Below are 23491 nucleotides of genomic sequence, written 5' to 3' on the forward strand. Positions count from 1 at the left end.
TACTCCGAACAGGGTGAATAAGGCCCTATTTCCTTTAAACGCAATAGAGAAATTTCGATTTGGAAGCACTTTAGCAGCTGTTAAGTTAATGATATTGCTGCTAATTGTTAACTGCTAAAATCTATTTTTCTTTCTTTTCTGAGGAAGATTCTTCTTCCGTTTCTTCATTGACCTGACTGCTCATGGTATAGAGGTCATAGTAGAGTCCGCCTTTGGCCATCAGTTCGTCATGGGTGCCCTGTTCGGCAATTACCCCATTGTTAAGGACAAGAATCTGGTCCGCATTTTTAATGGTGGACAGGCGATGAGCAATGACGAAGGAGGTACGGCCCACCATCAGCTTATCGAGAGCATCCTGTACGATTTTTTCACTTTCCGTATCGAGAGCGGAAGTGGCTTCATCGAGGATGAGGATTTTCGGATTTTTAAGGATAGCCCTGGCGATGGCGATTCTCTGGCGCTGACCGCCGGAAAGGACAAGGCCTCTGTCTCCTACCTTTGTTTCAATGCCGTGAGGCAGGGCTTTAATGAATTTTTCCGCGTTAGCCGAGCGGATGGCCTCCCATACTTCTTCATCTGTCGCATCGAGACGGCCGTAAAGGACATTTTCCCTGATGGATGTGTTAAAAAGAAGGGTATCCTGGGGCACGAGACCAATCTGATCCCGAAGGGAGCCGAGACTCGCATCCCGGATGTTCATACCGTCGATATCGATTTCTCCACCCGTAATTTCATAGAACCGGGGAAGAAGATTGGCAATGGTGGATTTTCCTGCTCCCGAAGGACCTACGATGGCGATGGTTTCCCCGGGATTGGCCACGAAATTGAGATCCGTGAGTACAGGATTATCCTTTTCATATTCAAATTTCACATGTTTGGCTTCCACCCGGCCCGAAGTGACGACCAGTTCCTTTTCATGGGAATGATCGTAATCTTCTTCCGGTACGTCAAGAATGGCAAAGACACGGTCTGCAGCTGCCAGGGATTTCTGGATATTACCGAAACTTTCAGCGATACGTTTGATCGGATTGGCCAGGTTGATTGCATAAATAAGGAAAGCAATCAGTTCACCGGCCGTCATAAGTCCGTCGATGACGGAAACACCGCCGTACCAGATAATGACTGCAATGGCCAGGGCTGCCAGGAATTCCACCACAGGAGTCAGCTGGCTCTGCTGGCGGATGGCTTTGACTGTGGCTTTGAAATTGGACTGGTTGACCTTGTCAAACCGTCCCGTTTCATATCCGGTGCGGTTGAAGGAACGGATGATGCGGACTCCGGAAATCGTTTCCTGAAGCATACTGGTCACGTCTGCCAGTTTTTCCTGGACGCTTCTGCCGGAGGAATGAAGTTTCTTTCCGAAGAATTTGATAGTCACTGAAACTACGGGCACAATGACGAGGCAAAGGACCGTCAGTTTCCACTGGAGGTAAATCATGGCTGCAAAGGAGCCGATAAAAATAGCCCCTTCCTGCACCAGCATGATGAAATCGGTGGTCATGGCATTCTGGAGGGCGGAAATATCGTTGGTGAGGTTACTCATGATTTCCCCGGTCCGCCGCTTGTCAAAGTAGGCGATGGGAAGATTCTGGAGATGGTCGTACAGTTTATTTCTGAGATCCCGGATCACCGACTGACCGATGTACCCCATGAGGTACCGGTGGGCAAAGGTGGTAGAACCGCGGATGAACATGACCACGATAATCGATGCGATAATCACATAGAGCATGGTCATATCTTTTTCTTCCAGCACCTTATCTATGACATCCTTGATAATCCAGGGTACGTACAGATTGGAGGCAGAAACCAGTATCATGCAGATGACGGAAAGGATGAGAAGCTTCCCATAGGGCTTCACATATTTCAGTAATCTGATGTAACTGTTTACTTTGCTGTTATTTTTCGCCATTAGCTGCTCCTGCTGTTTCTAATATAAGTCGTGCCGTCCGGTTCACTGCTCCGCCGGAACCCAGGGCTTCCCGGACTTTTCTGATTTCACTGATATTTTCCTGTCTGGCATTTTCATCGGTAATCCATTTCTGAAGGATTTCCGTCACATTTTCCGGAGTTGCTTTGTCCTGCAGCAGTTCCGGCGTCACTTCGCGCCCCATGAGGAGATTCGGAAGGCCCGCGTACTTTACGTTGACCAGGAGATTGGCCAGAATCCAGGTGAGAGGCGCCAGTTTATAAACCAGCACCGTCGGAAGTTCCATAAGCGCCGTTTCCAGGGTGGCCGTCCCTGAAGAAGCCACGCAGACATCGCAGATCTGCATGAGGTCATACTGATGACCTTCGGTAATTTCAAAGGAAATATTTCTCTTCCCTATGAAAGAAAGGAGAAATTCTTTCGGAATGGTGGATGCCCGGGGAACGAAGAACTGGCAGTTTTCCTTCTTTGAAAGCGCTTCCGCAGCATCCAGCATGAGTGGAAATAATCCGGTCACTTCATTCTTGCGGCTTCCCGGCATGAGAAGAATGCGGCGGGCCTCTTTATTTCCATGAAAATAAGCGAGTGCCTCATCAAAGGACATGGATGGTTTCACCGTATCTGCCAGAGGATGGCCCACGAAAGTCACATGGGCCCCTGCCTCTTTATAGGCTTTCGCCTCAAAAGGAAATATGGAAGCCACCTGTGCCACGTCGCGGACGATATTTTCCGCCCTTCCTTTATTCCAGGCCCAGATGGTGGGCGCTATGTAGTACACCACAGGAATGCCCAGTGTTTTGGCCACATGGGCGATTTTCATATTGAACCCCGGATAATCGATGCATACGAGGACGTCCGGTTTTTCATCAATCATGGCCTGACGAAGCATATCCCGGAGATGGAAGAAAAAAGGGATGTGCTTTAATATTTCCACAATTCCGATGATTCCCAGATTTTCAATATCATAAATAATCCGGACTCCGCTCTTTTTCATGAGCTCTCCGCCCATGCCGAATATTTCCGCATCGGGCCGTATTCTTTTGATTTCCGCGGCGACCGCTGCCGCATGCATATCGCCGGAAGCTTCTCCGGCAGACATCATGATTTTCATAAAGTATCCTGTTCTACGGAAAGAATGACGATGCCTTTTTTGTCAGCTTCTTTCAGAACTGCTTCTTTCTCCGCAAAAAGCGTGTGATATGCCTCGATAGCAAGGACCGAGCAGTCTGATTCTTCCATGGAATGAAGCGTCTGGAGGCCTACCGCAGGCATATCGAAACGGGTATCCTGGGAAGGTTTTGCCGTCTTTACGACAACAGCTCCCCCGCGGGCCAGCATGCCTCCCCTGCGGATGCAGGCATCAGTTCCTTCAATCGCTTCCACGGCCATGACTGCCTGGTTTTTCACAACCACCGTCTGGCCAAGGTCCATGGCTCCTATCGCCTTGGCTGCTTTAAAGCCAAAGGCCACGTCTTTCATCTGTTCTTCAGTGGGTTTCTTTTTGGTGAAAACCTGGGGACCCGGCATGAGGGGTTTCAGATATTTCGTCTGGTCCAGTACGGAAATCCCGTCTTTGGCCAGTTCTTCCACAAGGACCAGAGTCACCGTATCATCTTTCATATCCATCTTGCGGAGACGATTCAGCACCTTAATGGCCCGGAGGTCCGGAATGGGATGATTTTTGAAAAGCCATTCCTTCGTCACCTTGCCGATCATGGTCACTTCTTTCACATTTTCACTGACCAGTGTCTTAATCACTTTATTCATTTTAAAAGCAGAAATTTCGTAATAAGCATCTGCCTTCGTCTTCAATCTTTCATCAATGCCGGGGATGACCGCGATGCATACCACGCGATAGCCCTGGGATTTCACAGCCTCCGTAAATTCCACCGGAAGCGTCCCGATGCCGGCCAGTAAACCGATTGTTTCCATCATGTCCTCCAAAACGTCACACTTCATTTTATTTTACCATTTTTTGCTGTATGACACTATGGGGAAATTGGAACTCCCGGTCAAATTTGTAGTTCGTTTATCTCCAATGGTGCCAATCGTTCTTTGTTATTCGTTGTTCGTTCTTCGTGGAGGTGGGCCGCATTAAATAAAAAGCGGCCCTTTTTATTGTTGGCCTTTCAGAAAATATGAAATATCAAAACGGCCTCCATGATTTCAAAAATCTCCGATCATCAGCCATGAACAATGAGCCGCCCATGGTGACTCAAATTGCGGGATTATGCCAGTCTCCTCTGTCTGAGCAAAATCCCCGCAAAAAATCAGCGCTGCCTCAGCAGCGCCTCCTTCACGGATCACGGGCCACGCACCACGGACCACGAACATCGAAAAGATTCTAAAGCCTGTTACACTTATTTCAATCCATACTTCGGCCATATTTCCTCATAAATATATCCTTCCCTTACGCCTGTATCGCTGTAGGTGATCCGTCCTGCATGGAAATGGCCGGAGAGGACCAGGGCTATGATGAGTCCGGAAAGGATGGTATGCATCCGGTCCGGCACGGCCTTCATGAGGAGGATGGATTTTTCTTCCGTCAACGGATTGTCCCCGCGGAAGGTGGTCATCATTTTCTCAAGAAGGGTCCTGTCCATGACCGTATTATTTTTATCCTTATGATAAAGGAGATTATATAAAGAACATGCGCTTTTAAAAGTTCCGCCCATGCCGATGATGACAGGTGATGAAAGGGAAGAGAGCTCGGATACCCGGCCAATCCTTTCCTCTGCCGCTTTCCTCATGGCCAGGCATTCCCGCCCCGTGGGAAGGAAACCCTTCACGAATTCCGACCGGAGAGACAGGGAACCCATGGGAAGGCTTGTCTTGAAACGGATATCTTCATCGCCAAAGGCCACGATTTCCGTGGAACCTCCCCCGATATCCACCAGAAGTCCCTCTCCCGCCGGATGATTATGGACGGCTCCCACATAGTCAAGATAAGCTTCCTCATCTCCCGAAATCACACGGATAGGGATGGCCGTGCGTCTTTCTATTTCCCCCACGGCCTCCCTGCTGTTTTTTGCATTGCGGAGGGCAGCCGTCGTAAAAGCATGAACCGACGTCAGGGGGAAATGGGAAAGAAATCCTTTGAATTCTTCCACGATTTCCACCGTTTTATCGATACCTGCCCGGGTCATGCAGCCATCCCGGATATAGGCCGCAAGTCCTATGGTATGCTTTTTCTTCATGAGCATTTCCATATGATTTTCATCAATGAAATAAATGGCCATGCGGATCGTGGAAGATCCGATATCAATGATTCCGTGCAGCATGATTTTTCCCTCCCCGCTTTTTTCTTTATTTTACCACAGAAGGGAAAATAAGCTGTTAGCAGCTGGCGCATTTTTCACCAATTCCATCTTCCCCGCAGAGATGAAATATCCGGTCACTGCGGACCGATAACTATTTTTCCGGCAAATGAGAAAAATCCCTGAAAAGTTTTGCTTTTCAGGGATTCATTTCAAAGACAGATTATCAATCTTTCGGTACCATATCTTCCGCTTTCAGGGTACCCTTCTTTCTGCGTTCCGCATATTCAGCGGTAGCCGTGAAAAGGACGTCGGAAGAAGAATTGAGGGCGGTTTCGCAGGCATCTTCCAGAACGGAGATGATGAAACCTACACCTACTACCTGCATGGAAATATCATTACCGATACCAAAGGATGCGCAGGCTACCGGAATGAGGAGGAGGGAGCCCCCTGCCACGCCGGATGCGCCGCAGGCGCCTACAGTTGCCACGATGCAGAGCAGAAGGGCTGTCGGCAGATCGACTGCAATACCCAGGGTATGGGCTGCAGCCAGGGCCAGAACGGAAATCGTAATGGATGCGCCGGCCATATTGATGGTTGCACCCAGCGGAATGGAAATGGTGAACATATCCGGATCAAGACCCAGACGTTTGCAGAGGGAAAGGTTCACAGGAATGTTGGCAGCAGAGCTTCTGGTGAAGAATGCATAAACCCCGGATTCACGGAGAGTCGTGAGTACGAGAGGATAAGGATTCTTGCGGACTTTGGCAAATACGATGAGCGGATTCATCACAAGGGCCACCAGGAAATAGGAGCCGATGAGTACGCCCAGAAGCTGTACATAGCCCAGGAGCGCTCCAACACCTGCCGTACCTACGGAATCAGCCACAAGGCCGAGAATGCCGAAGGGAGCGAAATGAATGATCCAGGTAACCACTTTCGTAATGCCTGCCGCAATATCGTCCAGGCAGGTTTTCGTGGTTTCACCGGCACAGATTTTGAGGGCAATCCCCAGGATGATGGCCCATGCCAGAATACCGATATAGTTGGCATTCATGATGGCTGCTACCGGGTTATCTACTACAGAAAGGATCAGATTGTGAAGGACCTGGATAATACCGCTTGGCGGAGCCAGCTTTGTATCCGGAGCTACCTGGAGAGCCAGGTCGGTCGGAAACAGGAAGGACATGGAAACGCCTACCAGGGATGCGCAGAAGGTACCGATGACGTACAGCTCGATAATCGGCTTCATACTGCCGCTGGAGCCGTCTTTTCTCTGGGCCATGGCATTCATGACCAGGAAGAAGACCAGAACCGGCGCAACACCTTTCAGGGCTTTAACGAAGAGATCCCCCAGGATCTTGACCACCGGAATGGCGGGCGGGAAAAATACGGCAATGATGATACCGATGACCAGGCCTACAGCGATCTGCTTGATCAGGGATACGCTGCCAAGGATGCGTGCAATGGATTTAAACAAAATGATTCCTCCTCCTGAAAATACACCCTCTCGTGACATATACGTGTCTAGTATACGCCCCCTGTCAAGGTCTGTGCAAGTCATATGCAAAATTTGTAAAAGATTTGTCAGCGGTTATGCATTGAAAATATAATTGGAACGTGTCTGTACTTTTCTATTTCCATTCAGGGTCCCGGTTTTCCGCAAAATAAAAACCTGCCCCATGAAAAGGCAGGTTAACCCATCGCTTTCAGGGCGGAAAGGAAAGCCCCTTTCGTCTTCAATTCCACATCGCACATGACCTCGATAAATTCGTCCATGTATCCGGCGCACTGGCGGAAGGCGGTTTTGGAAATATTTCTGCCGAAAGGTTCATTCCAGCGGTAACTCCTGAAATCCGCGAGAAGAAGACGGGCATTTTTTGAAAGGTGAAAACGGTCCTCTGCTTCCGGGGAAGACGCATCAAAACCGGCCGCTGCCAGAAGTTTCACCAGGGCGATAAAGGAAGTAATGAGGGAATTCCTCTTTTCCCCTGCCCTGCCGGCTGCCAGGAGGATTTCAAAAGCCCGGGCATCCTCTTCACGGAGAGGAAATAATTTTTCTGCCGTCTCAATGAGACAGTACCAGCAGGTCATTTCCTCATAGGTGAGCTTCATGATATCGAATAGAAGCTTTCCTTCATACTGGCTGAGTACGAGGTATTCCCCTTCGGCTCCGGTATAGCGGATGTGGGCAAAGGGCATCGTCAGCCCTGTGCCGCAGCGGTTCATGACAGCTCTGGGCACATAGGCGGAAAGGCGGCCCTCCTCCCTCGTGAAAAGGACAAGTTTCTTGCCCCCTTCTTTTCCCTGACGGGCCTCAAGGACGATGGCTTCTCCGCTTTTAATCCGATTTTCCATCGGTTTTCTCTTCTTTCTTTATTACCTTCTTTTCCTGAATTTTTTCCGCCTTCACCCGGACGATACGGAAACCGTCCACCCGGAGCACGGAAAAGCGCCAGCTGGCATAATCCACGTGATCTCCCACCTTCGGAATCCGTTCCAGATGAGAAAATACGAATCCGCCGATGGTCGCATTCAGATCCTCTTCGTCCAGGTCCACTTCGAGGCGGTCCGATACATCTTCCAGGATGACTGTTCCGTCAAATTCGTAGGTTCCGTCTTTTTTGCGAAGGATTTCATAAGGCATCGTATCCACGGCCTGCGGGATTTCCCCAATCAGTTCCTCGACTAAATCCTCCAGGGTCACAAGTCCGGACGTTCCGCCATATTCATCCACCACCACAGCCAGGTAGGTACGGCGGTTCTTCATGAGCTGCAGAAGGGAGGGAGCAGGCATTACCTCAGGCACCGTCAGTATTTCCCTGATGATTTTCTTCAGGTTCGCATCGCCCCGCTGGAGATTTTCCATGAAATCCTTCACATGGATAAAGCCGATGATCTGGTCCTTGTCATCCAGGCACACGGGATAACAGGTGTGATGGGCTTTGGAAATCATCCTCCGCATGGTCTCTATATCATCATTGAAATCAAGGACCACCATATCATTTCGGGGAATCATCACATCCCTGACCATCAGGTCGAAGAAATCAAAGGAATTTTTAATGAGCGTATTTTCCAGCGCATTGAGCCGTCCGCTCCGGTTTGATTCCTCCACGATACAGCGGATTTCATCTTCCGTATAGGTGAAATTCACTTCATTTCTGAAAGGAATCTTTCTCGATTCCAGAATTCGCCGGGCAATCATGAGGCCCGTCTGCACAGTGACCCTGAAGAAATGACGGTTCCAGGAAATCACCCATCCATGAGAAGCTAGAATCGGCAGCGGCTCCACCAGGGCATGAGTGCCGGGAATGAGAATCGTGACAATCCAGAAAACTGCCACCAGGACGGCTGCTGCCACTACAAGGAGCAGGTAAAGCATCCAGGCCGATTTGGCCCCGAAGAATGGATAGAGCAGCAGAAATCCATGGTAAGCCATGCCCAGAAGGGCAATGGCAAATACTCCGGTGTAGGAAATAAAAGCCATCTGGGTACCACCCAGAATCTGGCTCGTCCGCTGATAAAAAGGAGCTACCTTCCTGATAAGCTCCGGGTCCTGTTCATCGTTATCCTCGATGTACTTCTTGCGCATACGGGCAAATGAAAAATTCACCAGCGTATTGTGATAGTTCATAAAAGAAACAATCAGTGCGACTGCCGCGCATATGGCAAGCCGCTGTAGGTCCGTATCGATAGGTCATTCCTCCTTGGGGGGGTACTCTCATAGCTGTTGAAATATTTGTGTCAAATTTGATGAATCGGATTGGGGATTGCGGATTGGGGATTGCGGGAAGGTGGCGCCTTGAAATTATATGGGCGCCAGTTTTTAGATTTTGACGTTACGCATGAGAGGGATTCAGTCAATTCCAATAAAGACGGTGGGTCAGCCCCGCAACACCTGCTTCGCGGGAGCTTCCCCCGTTGGAGGACGCCTATCCATCAGTCTCGCAGGAGTTCCCCCTGCTTCCGGACGCCGGACTTTAATCCGGAAATGACTCAAATCCATCAGCTGAGCCAAAGGCCGCGGCCGCAGGCCGCTATATAAATTGGTTTTCCGAAGGAAAACCATATCCTCCCCGCAATCCGCATTCCCCAATCCGCAATCCGAAAACCGCAGCTGACTCAAACCATAGGTTTTCATCCCCGCCTGTGCAAAGTCCCCATTTATACTCGCGGCGCATCAGCGCCGCACCTTCACGAACCACGAATCACGAATCACGAAATCTCGAGATTGACTCTGCCGGGGCTCGCCGCGGTGAGGCTAACCCACGAATACCGCAGCTGACTCAAACCATATAGCAGGACTAAAGACTCTTACTTATGTTCCTTATACCCCAGTTCTCTCAGGATATAATCCTTATTCTTCCAGTCTTTGGCCACTTTGACCCAGAGGTCCAGGAAGACCGGGGCGCCGATGAGGCTTTGTATTTCTTCTCTTGCTTCTCTTCCCGCTTCTTTGAGGACGCTGCCTTTTTTGCCGATGATGATCCGTTTCTGGGATTCTCTCTCTACATAAATGGTGCAGCGGATGTAGACCTTGCCATTTTCCCTTTCAGAGAATTCTTCGGTGAATACGCCAATGGCATGGGGCACTTCGTCCCTTGTGCGGATGAGGAGCTTTTCGCGGACGATTTCCTGGACGATATTTCTTTCCGGCTGGTCCGTCACCATATCATCAGGGAAATATTTCGGTCCTTCCGGCAGGTATTTGACGATACATTTCATCAGTTCATCCAGATTTTCGCCGGATTTTGCGGAAAGGGGAATGATTTCTGCAAATGGATAAATTTTGCTGTACTGTACGATTTTCTTCAATACCGCATCTTTTTCGATGAGGTCAATTTTTGAAAGAGCCAGGAGCACCGGCACTTTTCTGTCTTTCAGCAGGGAAAGGATGTAGCGGTCCCCTGCTCCCAGAGGGTCATCGCAGGCGCAGAGGAAGACGATGAGGTCTACTTCGTCCAGCGCATCGATGGTGCTCTGCCGGATGGCCTCCCCCAGTTTGTCCTGAGGCTTGTGCATGCCCGGGGTATCGAGGAATACCACCTGGGAATTGTCTCCGTTCCATACGCCGGTGATTTTATTTCTCGTGGTCTGGGCATGGGCGGAAACGATGGAAATCTTTTCTCCCAGAAGGGCATTCATGAGGGTGGACTTCCCCACGTTCGGCCGTCCCACGAGGGCCACAAAACCGGAATGGAATTTTTCGTTATTTTCTGTCATAGATTCTCCTGTTGTAGTTTTTAGTGACTAGCAGTTAATATAGTAGTATATAAAATTATATATAAATTATATAAAAAGGCAATAGAGAAAAGTGGTAAGTGGGTAGTGATAAGTGAGTGGTGGTGGCACCCTGAATTTATAAGGGCGCCTTTTTTATTTAGGTCCGGCTATTCTTTCCTGCTTATCAAAACCGGTTAGATAAGGAATATATAATTGGGCCCGCTTCCAAATTCTGATGCGGGCCACCTTCACTTACCACTTACCACTTTTCACTTACCACTTTTTAGTTCATCATCATCAAATGCCGCCGGAAATATTTCATTCAGAGAAAATACTTTATAATCGGAAACCGATTTTCCGCAGATAATCACCGGAATCCCAAATTCCGCCATCACCTGGCGGCAGATGCCGCAGGGCATCGTATAATCGTCAAAGCTTCCGATGATGGCTATGGCTGTAAATTTCCTTTTTCCATCGCAGATGGCAGAACCGATGGCATTTCTTTCGGCGCAGAGGCCTGCGGGATAGGAAACATTTTCCATATTGCAGCCTTCATAGATGGAACCGTCAGACGCAAGCACTGCCGCTCCTACGGGATAGTGGGAGTAGGGCGCATAGCAGTGGGACCTGGCGTGAAGGGCTCTTTCGAGAAGGTTTTTTATTTCCGCCTTATTCATGAGCTTCTTCCGCTTCCAGTCTGCCTTCCGTAGTGAAACGGGTAATGCCGCAGGCGCCGAGGATATCTTCTTCCGCTTTTCTCATGGCTTTCTTTTCGTCCGGATCATAATGGTCGTAGCCAAGAATGTGAAGGAATCCATGGACGGAGAGGTAGGCCATTTCTCTTTCCTTGCTGTGGCCGAATTCTTTTGCCTGGGCCACCGCCCGGTCCAGGTTGATCACGATATCCCCCAGTTCCGCCTCTTCCTCCGGTACGTCGTCTTCCCCTTCGTTTAAAGCAAAGGAAAGAACGTCCGTAGGCGCATCTACATTTCTGTAGGTGCGGTTTAATTCATGAATGGTATCTGCATCACAGATGAGCACGGAAATTTCAGCATCTTCCCGTACGTGCTGGAGCTCGGCTCCTTTGGAAAGGACCGTATGGATCAGCTTTTCCAGTTCTTCACTGTAATATTTCATATCGCTGTAATTAATTGTGATTTCCATAGTCAATGCCTCCCATTTTGTTTCTGCGCTTTGCATCTTCTTCGTACGCATGGATAATAGCTGCAACCAGGTCATGCCGGACCACATCTTCTTCGGTGAAATGGACATGGCCGATATCTTTCACATTTCTCAGCACTCTTTCCGCATCGATGAGACCGCTCTTTACATGAGGCGGCAGGTCGATCTGGGTCACATCGCCGTTTACCACCATTTTTGAGCGGAAACCCAGGCGGGTGAGGAACATTTTGATCTGCTCCACCGTGGTATTCTGGGCTTCATCGAGGATGACGAAGGATTTTTCAAGGGTCCTGCCTCTCATATAGGCAAGGGGCGCCACTTCGATCTGCCCCTTCTGCTGGAGACGGATGAATTCTTCGGGGCCGAACATATCATTGAGTCCGTCGAAAAGAGGCCGGAGGTACGGATTCACCTTTTCCTGCAAATCCCCGGGAAGGTATCCCAGTTTTTCTCCTGCTTCCACAGCCGGACGGACGAGGATGATCCGCTGCACATCATGATTTTTCAGGGCAAACGCAGCGAGAGCTACGGCCAGGTATGTTTTACCGGTTCCCGCAGGTCCCACGCCGAAGGTGATGGAATTTCTGCGGATCGTATCCACATAGAATTTCTGGCCTAAAGTCCTTGGGCGGACAGGGGCTCCGTTCTTTGTGAAATTGATGATATCATCTTCCATGTCCGAAAGGAGCTGTTCCTTTCCTTCATCGATGAGACGAACCACCAGTTCCACCTGCCGCTGGGAAAGGCGGATACGCATGGCAATCATGTGGCGCAGACGCTCGATCACGTCCACACTTTTGTCCACGGCCTCCGGTTCTCCCTTAATGCGGATGAAATTGCCCCGGCCCGAAAGTTCGGCCCCGTAATGCTCTCCGATAAATTTCAGGTAGGAGCTGTCCCTTTCAAAAAGATGAGCCGCCTCCTGCTGGTCTTTGATGAGTATTTCTTCTATCTTTTCCGTAGTATTTTTTCCTTTCTATGGAAATACTATATTTCAGTTCTTATTTATATACTTTATTAATGAGTAGTTAGCAGTTAGTTGTTAGCAGAATATCCACTTTTGTCGGACCGCTTTATGGAAATAAAGTCCGTCCGCACAAATGGGGCGCCATTAGCTATTAGCCATTAGCTATTAGCCATCAGCCATTCTCTACAAACCGCCTTACCGCTTTCCCATCGATATAATCGCACATGCACCCCTGGGTTATATTTCTTTCTTCCAGAAGCTTTTCAATCCGGTCCTTCACTTCCCACCAGGGGGAGCCGCCGTTGACGGAAAGGGTATTGTTTCCCGAAGCCCTGCCTACGATGCGCTGGGGGACGATATCCGGCCGCATATAGGCGAGGAAGAGGGCCACCCGCTCCAGGTATTCCTCCATGGGAAGAAGGGTGACTTCTCCTTTTTCATACAGGTCCGCCAGTTTCGTGCCTTTCACTATATAAAGGGAATGAAGCTTCACCTCCGTCACAGGGAGGACGGAAATGAGTTTGGCTGCTTCCACTACGTCCAGCCGGTCATCCCAGGGAAGGTCCGCAATGATGTGGGTGCAGAGACCGAAGCCATACCTGCCGATTCTAAGCGATGCATCGACAAATTCAGCCACCGTATGACAGCGGTTCAAAATCGAAAGGGTGTGGACGTTCGTACTCTGCAGGCCCAGCTCCAGGGTCACGTCTTTCCCGTATTTCCCGGACAGTTCCTTCAAAATATCCAGGTAAGCCTCGTGGATACAGTCGGGGCGGGTGGAAATATCGACACCCACTATATCGGGATGGCTCATGGCCTCCTCCACCCAGTTCCGGAATCTGTCCAATGGGGCATAGGTATTTGTGAAATTGAGGAAATAGGCGATGAACTTCTTTGCCTTGTACTTGGGTCCCACATGGGCCATACTGCGATTCAATTGCTGCGTAATGCCCATGCCCACGGCCTTCGTCTCATAATCGGCGCCGATGGACCCGCAGAAAATGCAGGCTTTGTCGGATAATGTGCCGTCCCTGTTCGGGCAGGTCACGGGAATGGAAATGGGAATCTTGTAAACCTTTTCCCCATATTTCCCTTTGAGGTAATCAGAATAATTCCGGTATCGTTCCATAAATCTCCTGTCTCAATAAACAATATGTCAGTTTAATTATAACCTATTTCCTTGTTTGATGCACTGGAATCGTGGAAGGGAAACTATATGGTGAAATAACTTTTGTTTCGGGGTGGTCGGGGCGGTCGGGGTGATCGGGATGGTCGGGAAGGTATTGCCGCTGATGCGGCAATGAGTTTTATATGGGGCCTGTCCCATAGCGATGAAAAAGCCGGTTCGGCTTCTTTAATACTATGAAATTCGTTGAAAGGAAACCGTATGGTGAAATAACTTTTGCTTCGGGGTGGTCGAGGTGGTCGGGAAGGTGCTGCCGCTGATGCGGCAGCAATTTTATATGGGGCTGATCCCATTCGGATGGAAGTACCGATTCGATTTCAGGGACCAGATGGAATGAATCCGTCAGCAGGGCCATGGACCGCGGCCGGAGGCCGCTAAATCAATTGGTTCACAAGGCGAACCATATCCTTCCCGAAATCCCAAATCCGAAGTCCCAAATCCGTTTTCCCTCTCTTTCTTTACAGCCAATCCATCCGCCTGTAAAATAAAGGCAGCAATGATTCAAAAAACGAGGTACTCCTATGAAAATCGTTACCGCCCAGATTGATGTCATTCCCGGGCATATCCGGGAGAACTGGAAACAGATTGAAAAAGAAATCGCCTATGCCAAATCCGTGAAGGCGGACCTGCTGGCGCTTTCGGAAATGTGCCTCACGGGCTACCTCATCGGAGACCTGTGGGACCAGCCGGCCTTTCTCCGCGAATGTGAAAGGTATAATGAAAAAATGGCACAGGCTTCCGAAGGCCTGACCATTTTGTGGGGAAGCTGCGCCATAGACCGGGGACAGACCAATGATGACGGAAGGCCGAGGAAATATAACGCTGCCTTTGCGGCCAGAGACGGTCATTTCCTCTATCCCGAAGGGTCCATGCGGCCTTACGTCATCAAGACCCTTCTTCCCAGCTACCGCTGCTTTGAGGACCGGAGGTATTTCACCTCCACTCTGGCCGAAGCGAGGGAAGAAGGCCTTCCGCCGGAAGATTTCTTTGCTCCGTACCTTCTGACCGATGGAGAAGAGACAGTCCGCGTGGGAATCCTCCTCTGCGAAGACAGCTGGGATGAAAATTATTCCTTCTCCCCCATGAAAGTACTCTCCGATAAAGGAGCGGAATTATTTCTGAACCTCTCCGCCTCTCCCTTTACCCTTGGAAAAAATGAAAAGCGCCACCGCATGCTGACCGCTTCTCTCTCAAAACTGCACGTGCCCATGGTATACGTGAATAACCGGGGACTTCAGAATAATGGCAAAACCTGCTATACCTTTGACGGCATGACCGCCCTCTATGATCAGAATGGAAATCTGACAGCGGAAGCCGCGCCTTTTGAGACGCCCCACTGCACTTTTGATTTCCACAAAGAAACAGGCACCTTTACGCCCTCCGAGCCCATGGAGCCTCATAAAGGAGACCTGCTCCTTCCAGCCATGCGGTACGGGGTAAAGAAATTCCTGGAGTCCATCCACGTGAATAAAGTAGTCATCGGCGTATCGGGAGGTATCGATTCGGCCGTCAATGCGGCCCTCTACCGCTCCGTGCTTCCTGCTGAAAATCTGCTCCTCGTCAATACCCCCACCCGCTTCAATTCGACCCTCACAAAAGACCTGGCAAAGCAGCTGGCAGACAATCTGGGCTCGCCCTATCTTTCTATTCCCATCGGAAATTTCATCGATGAGACGGCAGCAGCTCTGGAAGGTCTTCCCTATGGAAATCAGAAAATCCACCTTACCGGTTTCATGAAGGAAAATATGCAGGCAAGAGACCGGAGCAGCCGGATCCTCGCCGCCCTTTCCGCAGCCTTTGGAGGGATTTTCACCTGCAATGCGAACAAAACGGAATTCACGGTCGGCTATGGCACCCTCTATGGAGATTTAGCCGGAGCTCTGGCAGCCACAGCGGATTTATGGAAATACCAGATGTATGACCTCGGCAGGAAACTGAACGAATGGTATGGCAGAGAAGTCATCCCCGAAGGCATTTTCACCGTGAAACCCTCCGCCGAACTTTCCGAAAGCCAGGATATCACCAAAGGCCTGGGAGACCCCCTCATTTACGAATACCACGATTACCTCCTGAGAAGCTTCATCGAACCCTGGGAGCGTTCCTGCCCTGAAGACATCCTTACATGGTATGCCGAAGGGACCCTGGAAGACCATCTCGGCTGCCGGGTGAAAGTTTCCAACTATTTCAAAACTCCTTCCGATTTCATCAAAGACCTCGAACGTTGGTGGAACCTCTTCGCCGGTTTCTCCGTAGCCAAGCGCATCCAGTCCCCGCCCCTCATCGCCATCAGCAGAAGGCCCTACGGCTATGATTTAAGAGAAGCCCAGGTGGGGGCGTACTATACGGAGGGGTACCTTTCTTTGAAGGAAAAACTGTTGTCGAAATAAAAGTGGAAAGCCGTTAGCAGTTAGTGGTTAGTTCGCGGATAGCAGAATGTCATTTCTCCCATGGAACTGTACATAGGGGTTAATAGTTAATCATCCGGCAGCCACATTCCGAAAGAAAACTGCTTTAAGGAAAAACTGCACATCGAGGTTAATGGTTAATTGTTCGCAGGCTATATCACTGGGAGGAAACCATATATTGAAAATACTGCACATAGGGGTTAATGGTTAATAAAGCTGGTGGCTTTATTCCGAAACGCAACTGTTTTCAAGAAAATCGGACATTGAGGCTAATAGGACCTGGCTCATCTGTCCATAGTCCCCATATATAATCCCGCTGCATCAGCAGCGCACCTACCCGAAATCCCAAATCCGAAGTCCGAAATCCGCCTTTCCCCGCCTGTGCAACGCCCCCATAAAAAAAGGTGCCGCATCAGCGGCACACCTTCCCGAGAATCCCGATAACCCCGAGATTCCCGACATTCCCGATTCAAAAGTTTCAAGTCAGAAAGTTACTTTTCCTTATTTAATCGCTTTCAAACAAAAAAGCGGCTCCGGATCATATTTCCACTCTCCGGAAATATGCACTTTATACGCCATATCTTCATCTACGGAGACTTCAGAAAATCCAATTTTTCGAAGCATTTCCACATCCCAGGAAGGCCGGCGGTGGGTACTGATCCGAAGGGAATCTTTCAGTTCCTGGCAGGTCCTGTTCAGTTCGTCCGTTACTCCGGCGTGGGCATTTTTATTGCTGTGGGCATTTTTCAGGTAATCTGCCGGACCGTAATCGCTGTCGAAATTGAGGAGCACTCCTCCCTCGTTCAGCACTTCATGCCAGCTTCTGTAGGCTTTCGGCACGTCCGGCAGATTCCAGGAAAGATTCCTTGACACGATGCCATCAAAAAAGTTATGCTCAAAGGGTAAGCTCATGGCATCGCCCTGCACAAGGTGCAGCTGCACCTTTTCCTGTGCCATATTTCTCGCAGCCACTTTGAGCATCCCTTCGGACATATCGAGGGCATAGACTTCGCAGCCCGCTTTGGCGAGAATAATGGCCAGAAAGGCAGGACCTGTGCCGATATCGAGAATCCGTAGATGTTTCCTCTTTGGGAAATTTTCCATCATATAGGAAGTCCAGGCCGCCGCATCTTCCCCGTGCAGTTCCTTCTGGCGGAGGATGTTGTAGCTCTCGCTTCTCGTATTCCAGTATTTCCTGTTTCTTTCTTCAAATTTCGTTTCAAATTCGTTCATCTTGACTCCTCAAGGAAAGTGATGCCCATGTCTGCCATCGAACATATAACTCTGAATGAACCGGTCCACGACCATACTCACGAAGAAGGCCATATTCATCATCATAACCATTCCCATACCCATGACCCGAAGGAAATCAAAGCTATCATCAACCGCCTTTCCCGGTCCATGGGCCATCTGGAATCGGTGAAGAAAATGCTCGAAGAAGGGCGGGACTGCGCCGAAGTCCTCATCCAGCTGGCCGCCGTGCGCTCGGAAATCAATAACGCCGGCAAAGCGCTTCTCAAGGAACACATGGAGCACTGCATCGTAGAGGCAGTGCAGGAAAACGACCAGGAAGCCATCGAGCGGATGAATAAGGCCATTGATATGTTTATGAAATGAGAGTGGTAAGTGGTTAGAATTCGGATTGCTTTTTAAAATACCATAAAAAGCAGGCGGTCTTAAGCCCCCCTGGGGGTTCCGGGCAGACCGGCCTGCTTTATTTTTATAAGTTCATCTTATAAAAAAATTTTATATAAAATTTTCAAAAATAAAATTCACTTTCTGTACTATATAGACAGAACCGTGAAGCCACCGGCAAAACTCCGTTACGGCCAATCTCAGAGAAAAATGGAGCGGCGAATTCAGGTTCACATATGGCGCCATATCTTCTGCAGTGAAATGGAAATGGAAAACCCCGAAAGACGGTGGGAGTCGTGTACCCTGCCGTCTTTCGGGGCTTTTTGTATTTCCGGAAAAGAGACGTTTTCCTCACGGTATGGAAATTTCATTCTGTATTTTCTCCGGATCAATCCGGGCTAAATACAATCATAAGCAGCATCATACACCAGGCAGCCATAAAAAAGGAGAAATACTGGTATATTTTTGTTTTTGTTCTTTCACCGGCGGGAACGAGTGACTTTTGCAGCAATTCCCTCCGCCATAATCCCTGTACAATGCTGATCAGTGCAATGATGGACAATGCAGAACCTATCGCCAGGCTGTCCGGAATCACATGACTCATCCCGAGATAACCGGCAAAAAGGGCCGCTATCGCTCCTTCCACACTTAATATCTGTAAAATTTCAACTTTCCGGGGATACCTGCCTTTATTTTTCCTGTAATCGAGAAATGATTCTACCTGCAGATAAAGCAGCAGGGCCGGGAAAAATAACAATCCATACATTAAATCCCGGCAGATTGCTTAAGAGGCTCATTTTCCGTCCTTTTTCGATAAAAACCTGCCGAACCCATAAAACAAATCCTCTATTCAATGTAATGAGTGCCCCCATAAATTGCAACAGAGGCCATAGTAAAGAAATAGTCCTCATACCCCCGAAAGGGCGCAGTCCCGCCGCCCTGACGCCAAAGTAATTTTTCATGGCAGCAGAAAATCGCGGCTGTTTCTTGCATAAAATCGCCTTTTCCTGTAAGATAAATAGGAATCGCGCCCCATAAGGAGGAAATATGAAGAAAATCATTATGATCAAAATCCCCGGCTGCCCCTACTGCGCCAGTGCAAGAATGGCCATCCAGGAACTGAAGAAAGAAGATCTCTACAAAGACATTACGGTAGAAGAAATCGACGAAACCACCCAGCCGGAACTGGCCAAACCCTACGGCCGCCAGTACTATTACGTGCCCAGCCTCTTCATCGAAGGCAGGAAATACTTCGAAGCCAAACCGGGCATGGATTACAGCATCATCAAAGACAGCGTGAAAAAAGTCTTCGATGAAGCAGTGAAGTGAGTTTTCAGAAACAGGTCATCCGAAAAGATGACCTGCTTTTTTTATTGGCTTTTGAATCGGGGTGGTCGGGGCGATCGGGGTGGTCGGGGTGATCGGGAAGGTGACGGCCCTGAGGGGCCGCGAGTTTTTATGGGGAATTTGAATTCGAAACCGTACTCGGATAAGGGAACTGCAGTTTTTGAAGCTTTTGAATCGGGAATATCGGGAATTATTTCGGGAATGTCGGGGATATCGGGAAGGTGTGCCGCTGATGCGGCACCTTTTTTATGGGGACTTTGCACAGGCGAGTCAGGTTAACTATTAACCTCAATGAAAAGTAATCTTCAACACAGCTTCCATCTCTCTATTCAGGTTTGTGGTCCATTAACCATTAACCTCGATGTGCGGTTTTTCCTTAAGGTAGTTTCCTTTCGAAATAAAGTCTGCGGGCTCATTAACTATTAACCCCAATGTACAGTTTCCCGTAATCTGGTTTCTTTTCGGAATAAATCCAGCGGCCCATTGACCATTAACCCCTATGTACAGTTTTCCACCCTGATTGACTTTCTGCCAGCTGCGAACTTCAAAAACAAAAAGCCCTGTGGAATTGTTTTCCACAAGGCTTTTCTTTATTTGCTAATCACTAAAAACTAACCACTACAGTCTCAGTCTTCTCTAAAGTACGGCTTGAAGTTAGACTCGTGAATATTCTTCCCGTTTTCGGATCTTGGTTTGCGGTTATCCCTGTTTTCGAGGCGGCGGGTTCTTCTTTCGCGGTGGTTTTCGCCTTCTTCTTTATTGAACCGTCTTCTCGGGCGGTCTCCGTCGAAGTGGCGGCGGGGGCCGTTTCCATTTCCTCTTCTTCTGCGGAAATTCGGCGCTTCTTCGGTAATATTGACCGGGGTCACGTCGGGCTGCTTGGTGAGGAGTTTGATGGCGGCTGCGACCAGGGATACGGAATCCACGTCGTTTAAGAGGTCTTCCGCGCTTTCCCGGTAATCTTCGAGGCCTCCGCCCTGGGCGGTATCCGACAGGCTTTCGATGGCAGCCTTCTGGTTGCCTTCGATGACTTCAGAAAGGGTGGGGACAGACCGTCTCTTGATACGGCGGCGGATGACTCTTTCAATATCCCGGAGCTGTCCCATTTCCCTGGAAATGACGAAGGTTACTGCCAGGCCTGTCTTGCCTGCGCGGCCGGTACGTCCTACGCGGTGTACGTAGATTTCCGGATCCTGGGGCATATCGAAGTTGTATACATGGGTCACACCGGAAATATCAAGGCCTCTGGCTGCCACATCGGTGGCTACCAGGATATCAATGGTGCCTTCTTTGAACTGGCGCACCACGGTGTCTCTTTTCTGCTGGGACAGGTCGCCATGAAGACCTTCTGCCATGTATCCCCTCTTTTTCAGGGCTTCCGTCACTTCGTCGCATCTTCTCTTGGTGCGGACGAAGACGATGGCCAGTTCCGGATCCTGCATGTCCAGCAGGCGGCAGAGGGCATCAAATTTCTGGCGGTCCGGAAGTTCGATGTATTCCTGTTCGATGAGATCAATCGTAACTGTGGCTGCCTTGATTTTGACCAGTTCCGGTTCTTTCTGGAATGTTTCTGCCAGCTCACGAATCGGTTCGGGCATGGTGGCAGAGAAGAACATGGTCTGCCGTTCTTCCGGAATGGCCGCCAGGATGGTCCTGATATCATCGATAAATCCCATATCCACCATTTCGTCCCCTTCGTCCAGGACGAGCATCTGCACATGGGAAAGATCGATGGTGCCCCGTTTCATATGGTCCATGAGACGACCCGGGGTGGCCACGATGATATTCGGATGTTTCCGGAGTGCCTTGAACTGGCGCTCAATATCCTGACCGCCGTAAATAGGCAGCGCATGGATGGGCAGGTACTGGGCCAGATGGTTGATTTCTTCCGCAGACTGGATGGCCAGCTCTCTCGTCGGTGAAAGGATGACGGCCTGGGGTCCCGGTTTAGACGTATCGATTCTGGAAAGAATCGGAATGCCGAAAGCCGCGGTTTTCCCCGTGCCTGTCTGGGCCTGGCCGATGAGATCCTTACCGGTCAAAGCAATGGGGATGGATGCTTTCTGGATAGGCGTCGGTTCTTCGAAACCCATATCCTCCACTGCTTTCAGGATTTCCGGTGAAATTCCCAGCTCTTTGAAATTGTCGTACATGTTTCCTCCTCTGTGCGTCATGGGCCGCAGGGCGCTCCGCCCTTAACTCGCAGGCCTGCCATACGCGGTGTCTTCACGCGTCTTCCGGGTCGTACCCGGGCATAAAAAAATACGCCATTGGCGTCTCCCATGATTCATCTTTCATTGTCCGTTCTCGGGCAGCCTGCCTTGCGTTTTAATTATATCATAATTTATCGAAAAATTTAATAAGGTGTATTTATGAGAGGTAAACAGATTAGGAAAACTGTAGAAATAATCAACTTTTGTTTCGGGATTGTCGGGAGTCTCGGGGTTATCGGGGATCTCGGGAAGGTGTGCCGCTCCCGCGGCACGAGTTTTTATGGGATCAATCCTCAAATAGCATGGGGAATCGTTGGTTTCTATTTCTTCGGGAGGGGAACTTTTGAATCGAAAAGCTTTTGTTTCGGAATTGTCGGGAGTCTCGGGAGTATCGGGGCTGCCGGGAAGGTGTGCCGCTGATGCGGCACGAGTTTTTTATGGGCCAATCCTCAAATGGCATGATTTGTCTTTAGTTCATATTTTTCCAGAGGAAAACCTCATGGCTGTCTGAGAGCCGAAGGCTTCATATAAATCTGCGCCCGGAGGGCGCCACCTTCCCGGGAATCCCGAAACGATCCCCAATAACCCCGATAACCCCGAAACAAAAGTTATTTCAACCTGCAGGTACTTATTACCCGGAACAGGCTGCTTTCACTTTCTCTCACATTTTCTGCATAAAAATTCAATTATGCATCCATGCCCCATATTTCCAGTATCCGATAAAATCAGTATATTTCTCCCCCCTATTTCCAAATACAAAAATTTTACAAAAAACTTTTATTCAGATACTTGCATATTTATTCTAAAAGTTGTATGATTATCACAATCCAAAGCGAGTAATTATCCAAAATAATGAAAGTAATATAAAAATTCCGAAAAATGGGCATAGAAAAGAGGATATTATGTTTGAAGCGGAAGTAAAAGAAAAAGTGGCGGCAATCATCCCCCGGGTGGAGGCCTGGAGAAAGCATTTTCATCAGTATCCGGAGCTTTCCGGGAAGGAAGTGGAGACTTCGAAGTACATTCAGGGAGAGCTCACGAAGCTGGGCATTCCTTTTGAAACGGGATTTTTCCCCAATGCGGTGCTGGGCATCATCAAGGGTGACCATCCGGGAAAAACGGCAGCGCTCCGGGCGGATATGGATGCCCTGCCGGTGACGGAGGTGACGGGTCTTCCCTTTGCTTCGAAAAATACAGGCGTCATGCACGCCTGCGGGCACGACTGCCATATGGCCATCCTTCTGGGTTCGGCAGCGGTACTGAATCAGATGAAGGATAAAATCCATGGAACCGTGAAAATCGTATTCCAGCCGGGCGAAGAAGAAGCAGACGTGGGCGGCGGCCGTCATATTTCCGCCTCCCCCGTGATGAGTGATGTTTCCGAAATTTATGGCCTTCATATGTGGCCGGGACTTCCCGCCGGAGTGATGGGCCTGAAACCGGGCGCCCTCATGGCAGCTTCGGATCGTTTCTATGTTCATGTGAAAGGGAAATCCACTCACGCTGCCCAGCCGCACAACGGGACAGATGCTTTAGTCGCAGCGGCTCATTTCATTATTGACGTACAGTCCCTCATGTCGAGAGAAATGAATCCCATGGACAATGTGGTCTGCACCATCGGTCTCATGAATGCAGGGACCCGTTACAACGTGGGCGTGGAAGATGCGTACCTGGAAGGGACGGTCCGGACCTATACGCCTGAGCTCAGAAAGAAAATGGAAATACGGCTCGGCGAAATCCTGAAGGGGCTGGACGTAATGTTCCACACCCATTCGGAACTGAATTATGTCCATGGTCATGGGGCGACGATCAATACGCCTTCGAAAATCGCCTTCCTCCAGGAGGTGGGTAAATCGTATCTGGGAGAAGAGAAAATCACCCAGCCCGAATACCCCTCCATGTGCGCGGAAGATTTCTCCTATTATCTTCAGAAATTCCCGGGCGCCTTCATGTGGCTGGGAGCCGGCGAAGATAAGCCGCCTCTCCACAATGCGTCTTTCTTTGCCGACGAAAAAGCCTTTCCTACCGGGGTAACCCTGGAAGTGGCCGGAATCCTCGAGGCCCTGGCCCGATGAGGGTTGACTGACCGGGAAACCGAAAAGGCTCGCTACATGAATTGTGCGCGCCACCACCCCTTTCCCCTTTTCGA

At 49.6% G+C, this 23491-nt stretch carries 22 protein-coding genes and 1 pseudogene; 5 read left to right on the forward strand and 18 right to left on the reverse strand.

From position 1 onward, the window contains the following. Positions 1-121: 121 nt before the first annotated feature. From msbA to QZN42_RS05240, 13 genes and pseudogenes are all read right to left on the reverse strand, one after another. Positions 122-1909, reverse strand: a complete 1788-nt coding sequence (gene msbA, locus QZN42_RS05180) for a lipid A export permease/ATP-binding protein MsbA (RefSeq protein ID WP_296954900.1) — start codon at positions 1907-1909, stop codon at positions 122-124. After that, the gene (gene lpxB / locus QZN42_RS05185) at positions 1896-3038 is read right to left on the reverse strand and encodes a lipid-A-disaccharide synthase (RefSeq protein ID WP_296954902.1); all 1143 of its coding nucleotides are present in this window, start codon (positions 3036-3038) and stop codon (positions 1896-1898) included. The genes msbA and lpxB overlap by 14 nt, the downstream gene beginning before the upstream one ends. Next, complete coding sequence (gene lpxI, locus QZN42_RS05190) at positions 3035-3859, reverse strand: LpxI family protein (RefSeq protein WP_296954956.1); 825 nt, start codon at positions 3857-3859, stop codon at positions 3035-3037. The genes lpxB and lpxI overlap by 4 nt, the downstream gene beginning before the upstream one ends. A gap of 234 nt (positions 3860-4093) precedes the next feature. Then, complete coding sequence (locus tag QZN42_RS05195; RefSeq protein ID WP_296954961.1) at positions 4094-4312, reverse strand: hypothetical protein; 219 nt, start codon at positions 4310-4312, stop codon at positions 4094-4096. Further along, positions 4288-5208, reverse strand: coding sequence for a hypothetical protein (locus QZN42_RS05200; RefSeq protein ID WP_296954904.1), 921 nt, complete (start codon positions 5206-5208; stop codon positions 4288-4290). Before QZN42_RS05200 ends, QZN42_RS05195 begins: the two co-directional genes overlap by 25 nt. A gap of 202 nt (positions 5209-5410) precedes the next feature. Next, positions 5411-6664 carry a serine/threonine transporter SstT gene (gene sstT / locus QZN42_RS05205; protein ID WP_296954906.1) on the reverse strand — a complete coding sequence of 418 codons (1254 nt, stop codon included), beginning with the start codon at positions 6662-6664 and terminating at the stop codon, positions 5411-5413. A gap of 215 nt (positions 6665-6879) precedes the next feature. Next, on the reverse strand, positions 6880-7542 hold the full coding sequence (locus QZN42_RS05210) for a DNA repair protein RecO (protein WP_296954908.1): 663 nt from the start codon (positions 7540-7542) through the stop codon (positions 6880-6882). Then, positions 7526-8878, reverse strand: a complete 1353-nt coding sequence (locus QZN42_RS05215; RefSeq protein ID WP_363916313.1) for a hemolysin family protein — start codon at positions 8876-8878, stop codon at positions 7526-7528. The genes QZN42_RS05210 and QZN42_RS05215 overlap by 17 nt, the downstream gene beginning before the upstream one ends. A gap of 620 nt (positions 8879-9498) precedes the next feature. Further along, positions 9499-10416: pseudogene (gene era, locus QZN42_RS05220) on the reverse strand (GTPase Era); the annotation flags it as partial. Between the two features lie 260 nt (positions 10417-10676). Continuing rightward, complete coding sequence (locus QZN42_RS05225; protein ID WP_296954912.1) at positions 10677-11084, reverse strand: cytidine deaminase; 408 nt, start codon at positions 11082-11084, stop codon at positions 10677-10679. Next, positions 11077-11571 carry an rRNA maturation RNase YbeY gene (gene ybeY / locus QZN42_RS05230; RefSeq protein WP_296954914.1) on the reverse strand — a complete coding sequence of 165 codons (495 nt, stop codon included), beginning with the start codon at positions 11569-11571 and terminating at the stop codon, positions 11077-11079. Before ybeY ends, QZN42_RS05225 begins: the two co-directional genes overlap by 8 nt. Next, complete coding sequence (locus QZN42_RS05235) at positions 11555-12541, reverse strand: PhoH family protein (protein WP_296954959.1); 987 nt, start codon at positions 12539-12541, stop codon at positions 11555-11557. The genes ybeY and QZN42_RS05235 overlap by 17 nt, the downstream gene beginning before the upstream one ends. Positions 12542-12728: 187 nt before the next feature. Then, positions 12729-13685, reverse strand: a complete 957-nt coding sequence (locus QZN42_RS05240; protein WP_296954916.1) for a TIGR01212 family radical SAM protein — start codon at positions 13683-13685, stop codon at positions 12729-12731. A 578-nt stretch (positions 13686-14263) separates the two neighbouring features. Between QZN42_RS05240 and nadE the strand changes: the two genes are divergently transcribed. After that, the gene (nadE, locus tag QZN42_RS05245) at positions 14264-16129 is read left to right on the forward strand and encodes an NAD(+) synthase (RefSeq protein ID WP_296954917.1); all 1866 of its coding nucleotides are present in this window, start codon (positions 14264-14266) and stop codon (positions 16127-16129) included. Positions 16130-16648: 519 nt separating this feature from the next. Here the strand turns inward: nadE and QZN42_RS05250 are convergent. Beyond that, entirely contained in the window at positions 16649-17380 is a 732-nt protein-coding gene (locus QZN42_RS05250) for a class I SAM-dependent methyltransferase (protein ID WP_296954919.1), read from the reverse strand. Positions 17381-17407: 27 nt separating this feature from the next. Between QZN42_RS05250 and QZN42_RS05255 the strand changes: the two genes are divergently transcribed. Next, on the forward strand, positions 17408-17764 hold the full coding sequence (locus tag QZN42_RS05255; protein ID WP_296954921.1) for a metal-sensing transcriptional repressor: 357 nt from the start codon (positions 17408-17410) through the stop codon (positions 17762-17764). 406 nt (positions 17765-18170) lie between these two features. Here the strand turns inward: QZN42_RS05255 and QZN42_RS05260 are convergent, their stop codons facing one another. Continuing rightward, the gene (locus QZN42_RS05260; protein WP_296954923.1) at positions 18171-18428 is read right to left on the reverse strand and encodes a hypothetical protein; all 258 of its coding nucleotides are present in this window, start codon (positions 18426-18428) and stop codon (positions 18171-18173) included. A gap of 43 nt (positions 18429-18471) precedes the next feature. Beyond that, positions 18472-18843: a hypothetical protein gene (locus QZN42_RS05265; RefSeq protein ID WP_296954925.1), complete on the reverse strand. Its 372-nt coding sequence runs from the start codon at positions 18841-18843 to the stop codon at positions 18472-18474. On the opposite strand from QZN42_RS05265, the gene QZN42_RS05270 reads away from it, so the two are divergent. Then, positions 18830-19111: a glutaredoxin domain-containing protein gene (locus tag QZN42_RS05270; protein WP_296954927.1), complete on the forward strand. Its 282-nt coding sequence runs from the start codon at positions 18830-18832 to the stop codon at positions 19109-19111. The two genes, QZN42_RS05265 and QZN42_RS05270, sit on opposite strands and share 14 nt — an antisense overlap. 363 nt (positions 19112-19474) lie before the next feature. On the opposite strand, the gene QZN42_RS05275 is transcribed toward QZN42_RS05270, so the two are convergent. Both QZN42_RS05275 and QZN42_RS05280 read right to left on the reverse strand, forming a co-directional pair. Beyond that, positions 19475-19708 carry a hypothetical protein gene (locus QZN42_RS05275; RefSeq protein ID WP_296954929.1) on the reverse strand — a complete coding sequence of 78 codons (234 nt, stop codon included), beginning with the start codon at positions 19706-19708 and terminating at the stop codon, positions 19475-19477. 47 nt (positions 19709-19755) lie between these two features. Beyond that, a complete protein-coding gene (locus QZN42_RS05280; RefSeq protein ID WP_296954930.1) occupies positions 19756-21282 on the reverse strand; it encodes a DEAD/DEAH box helicase in 1527 nt (508 codons plus the stop codon). Between the two features lie 403 nt (positions 21283-21685). Here QZN42_RS05280 and QZN42_RS05285 point away from each other — a divergent pair, with 403 nt between their 5' ends. Next, complete coding sequence (locus QZN42_RS05285) at positions 21686-21853, forward strand: hypothetical protein (protein WP_296954932.1); 168 nt, start codon at positions 21686-21688, stop codon at positions 21851-21853. Between the two features lie 391 nt (positions 21854-22244). Continuing rightward, on the forward strand, positions 22245-23417 hold the full coding sequence (locus QZN42_RS05290) for a M20 family metallopeptidase (RefSeq protein WP_296954934.1): 1173 nt from the start codon (positions 22245-22247) through the stop codon (positions 23415-23417). The last annotated feature ends 74 nt before the right edge of the window (positions 23418-23491 follow it).

The organism is uncultured Dialister sp., from assembly GCA_900314595.1.
GTDB lineage: Bacteria > Bacillota > Negativicutes > Veillonellales > Dialisteraceae > Dialister.

Coding starts and splice junctions, on each gene's coding strand:
- QZN42_RS05280 (WP_296954930.1), bottom strand. CDS start 21,282: ATGTACGACAATTTCAAAGAGCTGGGAATTTCACCGGAAATCCTGAAA.
- QZN42_RS05240 (WP_296954916.1), bottom strand. CDS start 13,685: ATGGAACGATACCGGAATTATTCTGATTACCTCAAAGGGAAATATGGG.
- QZN42_RS05255 (WP_296954921.1), top strand. CDS start 17,408: ATGTCTGCCATCGAACATATAACTCTGAATGAACCGGTCCACGACCAT.
- QZN42_RS05210 (WP_296954908.1), bottom strand. CDS start 7,542: ATGGAAAATCGGATTAAAAGCGGAGAAGCCATCGTCCTTGAGGCCCGT.
- ybeY (WP_296954914.1), bottom strand. CDS start 11,571: ATGGAAATCACAATTAATTACAGCGATATGAAATATTACAGTGAAGAA.
- nadE (WP_296954917.1), top strand. CDS start 14,264: ATGAAAATCGTTACCGCCCAGATTGATGTCATTCCCGGGCATATCCGG.
- QZN42_RS05250 (WP_296954919.1), bottom strand. CDS start 17,380: ATGAACGAATTTGAAACGAAATTTGAAGAAAGAAACAGGAAATACTGG.
- lpxI (WP_296954956.1), bottom strand. CDS start 3,859: ATGGAAACAATCGGTTTACTGGCCGGCATCGGGACGCTTCCGGTGGAA.
- msbA (WP_296954900.1), bottom strand. CDS start 1,909: ATGGCGAAAAATAACAGCAAAGTAAACAGTTACATCAGATTACTGAAA.
- QZN42_RS05270 (WP_296954927.1), top strand. CDS start 18,830: ATGAAGAAAATCATTATGATCAAAATCCCCGGCTGCCCCTACTGCGCC.
- QZN42_RS05265 (WP_296954925.1), bottom strand. CDS start 18,843: ATGATTTTCTTCATATTTCCTCCTTATGGGGCGCGATTCCTATTTATC.
- QZN42_RS05200 (WP_296954904.1), bottom strand. CDS start 5,208: ATGCTGCACGGAATCATTGATATCGGATCTTCCACGATCCGCATGGCC.
- QZN42_RS05195 (WP_296954961.1), bottom strand. CDS start 4,312: ATGGCCGAAGTATGGATTGAAATAAGTGTAACAGGCTTTAGAATCTTT.
- QZN42_RS05290 (WP_296954934.1), top strand. CDS start 22,245: ATGTTTGAAGCGGAAGTAAAAGAAAAAGTGGCGGCAATCATCCCCCGG.
- lpxB (WP_296954902.1), bottom strand. CDS start 3,038: ATGAAAATCATGATGTCTGCCGGAGAAGCTTCCGGCGATATGCATGCG.
- QZN42_RS05225 (WP_296954912.1), bottom strand. CDS start 11,084: ATGAATAAGGCGGAAATAAAAAACCTTCTCGAAAGAGCCCTTCACGCC.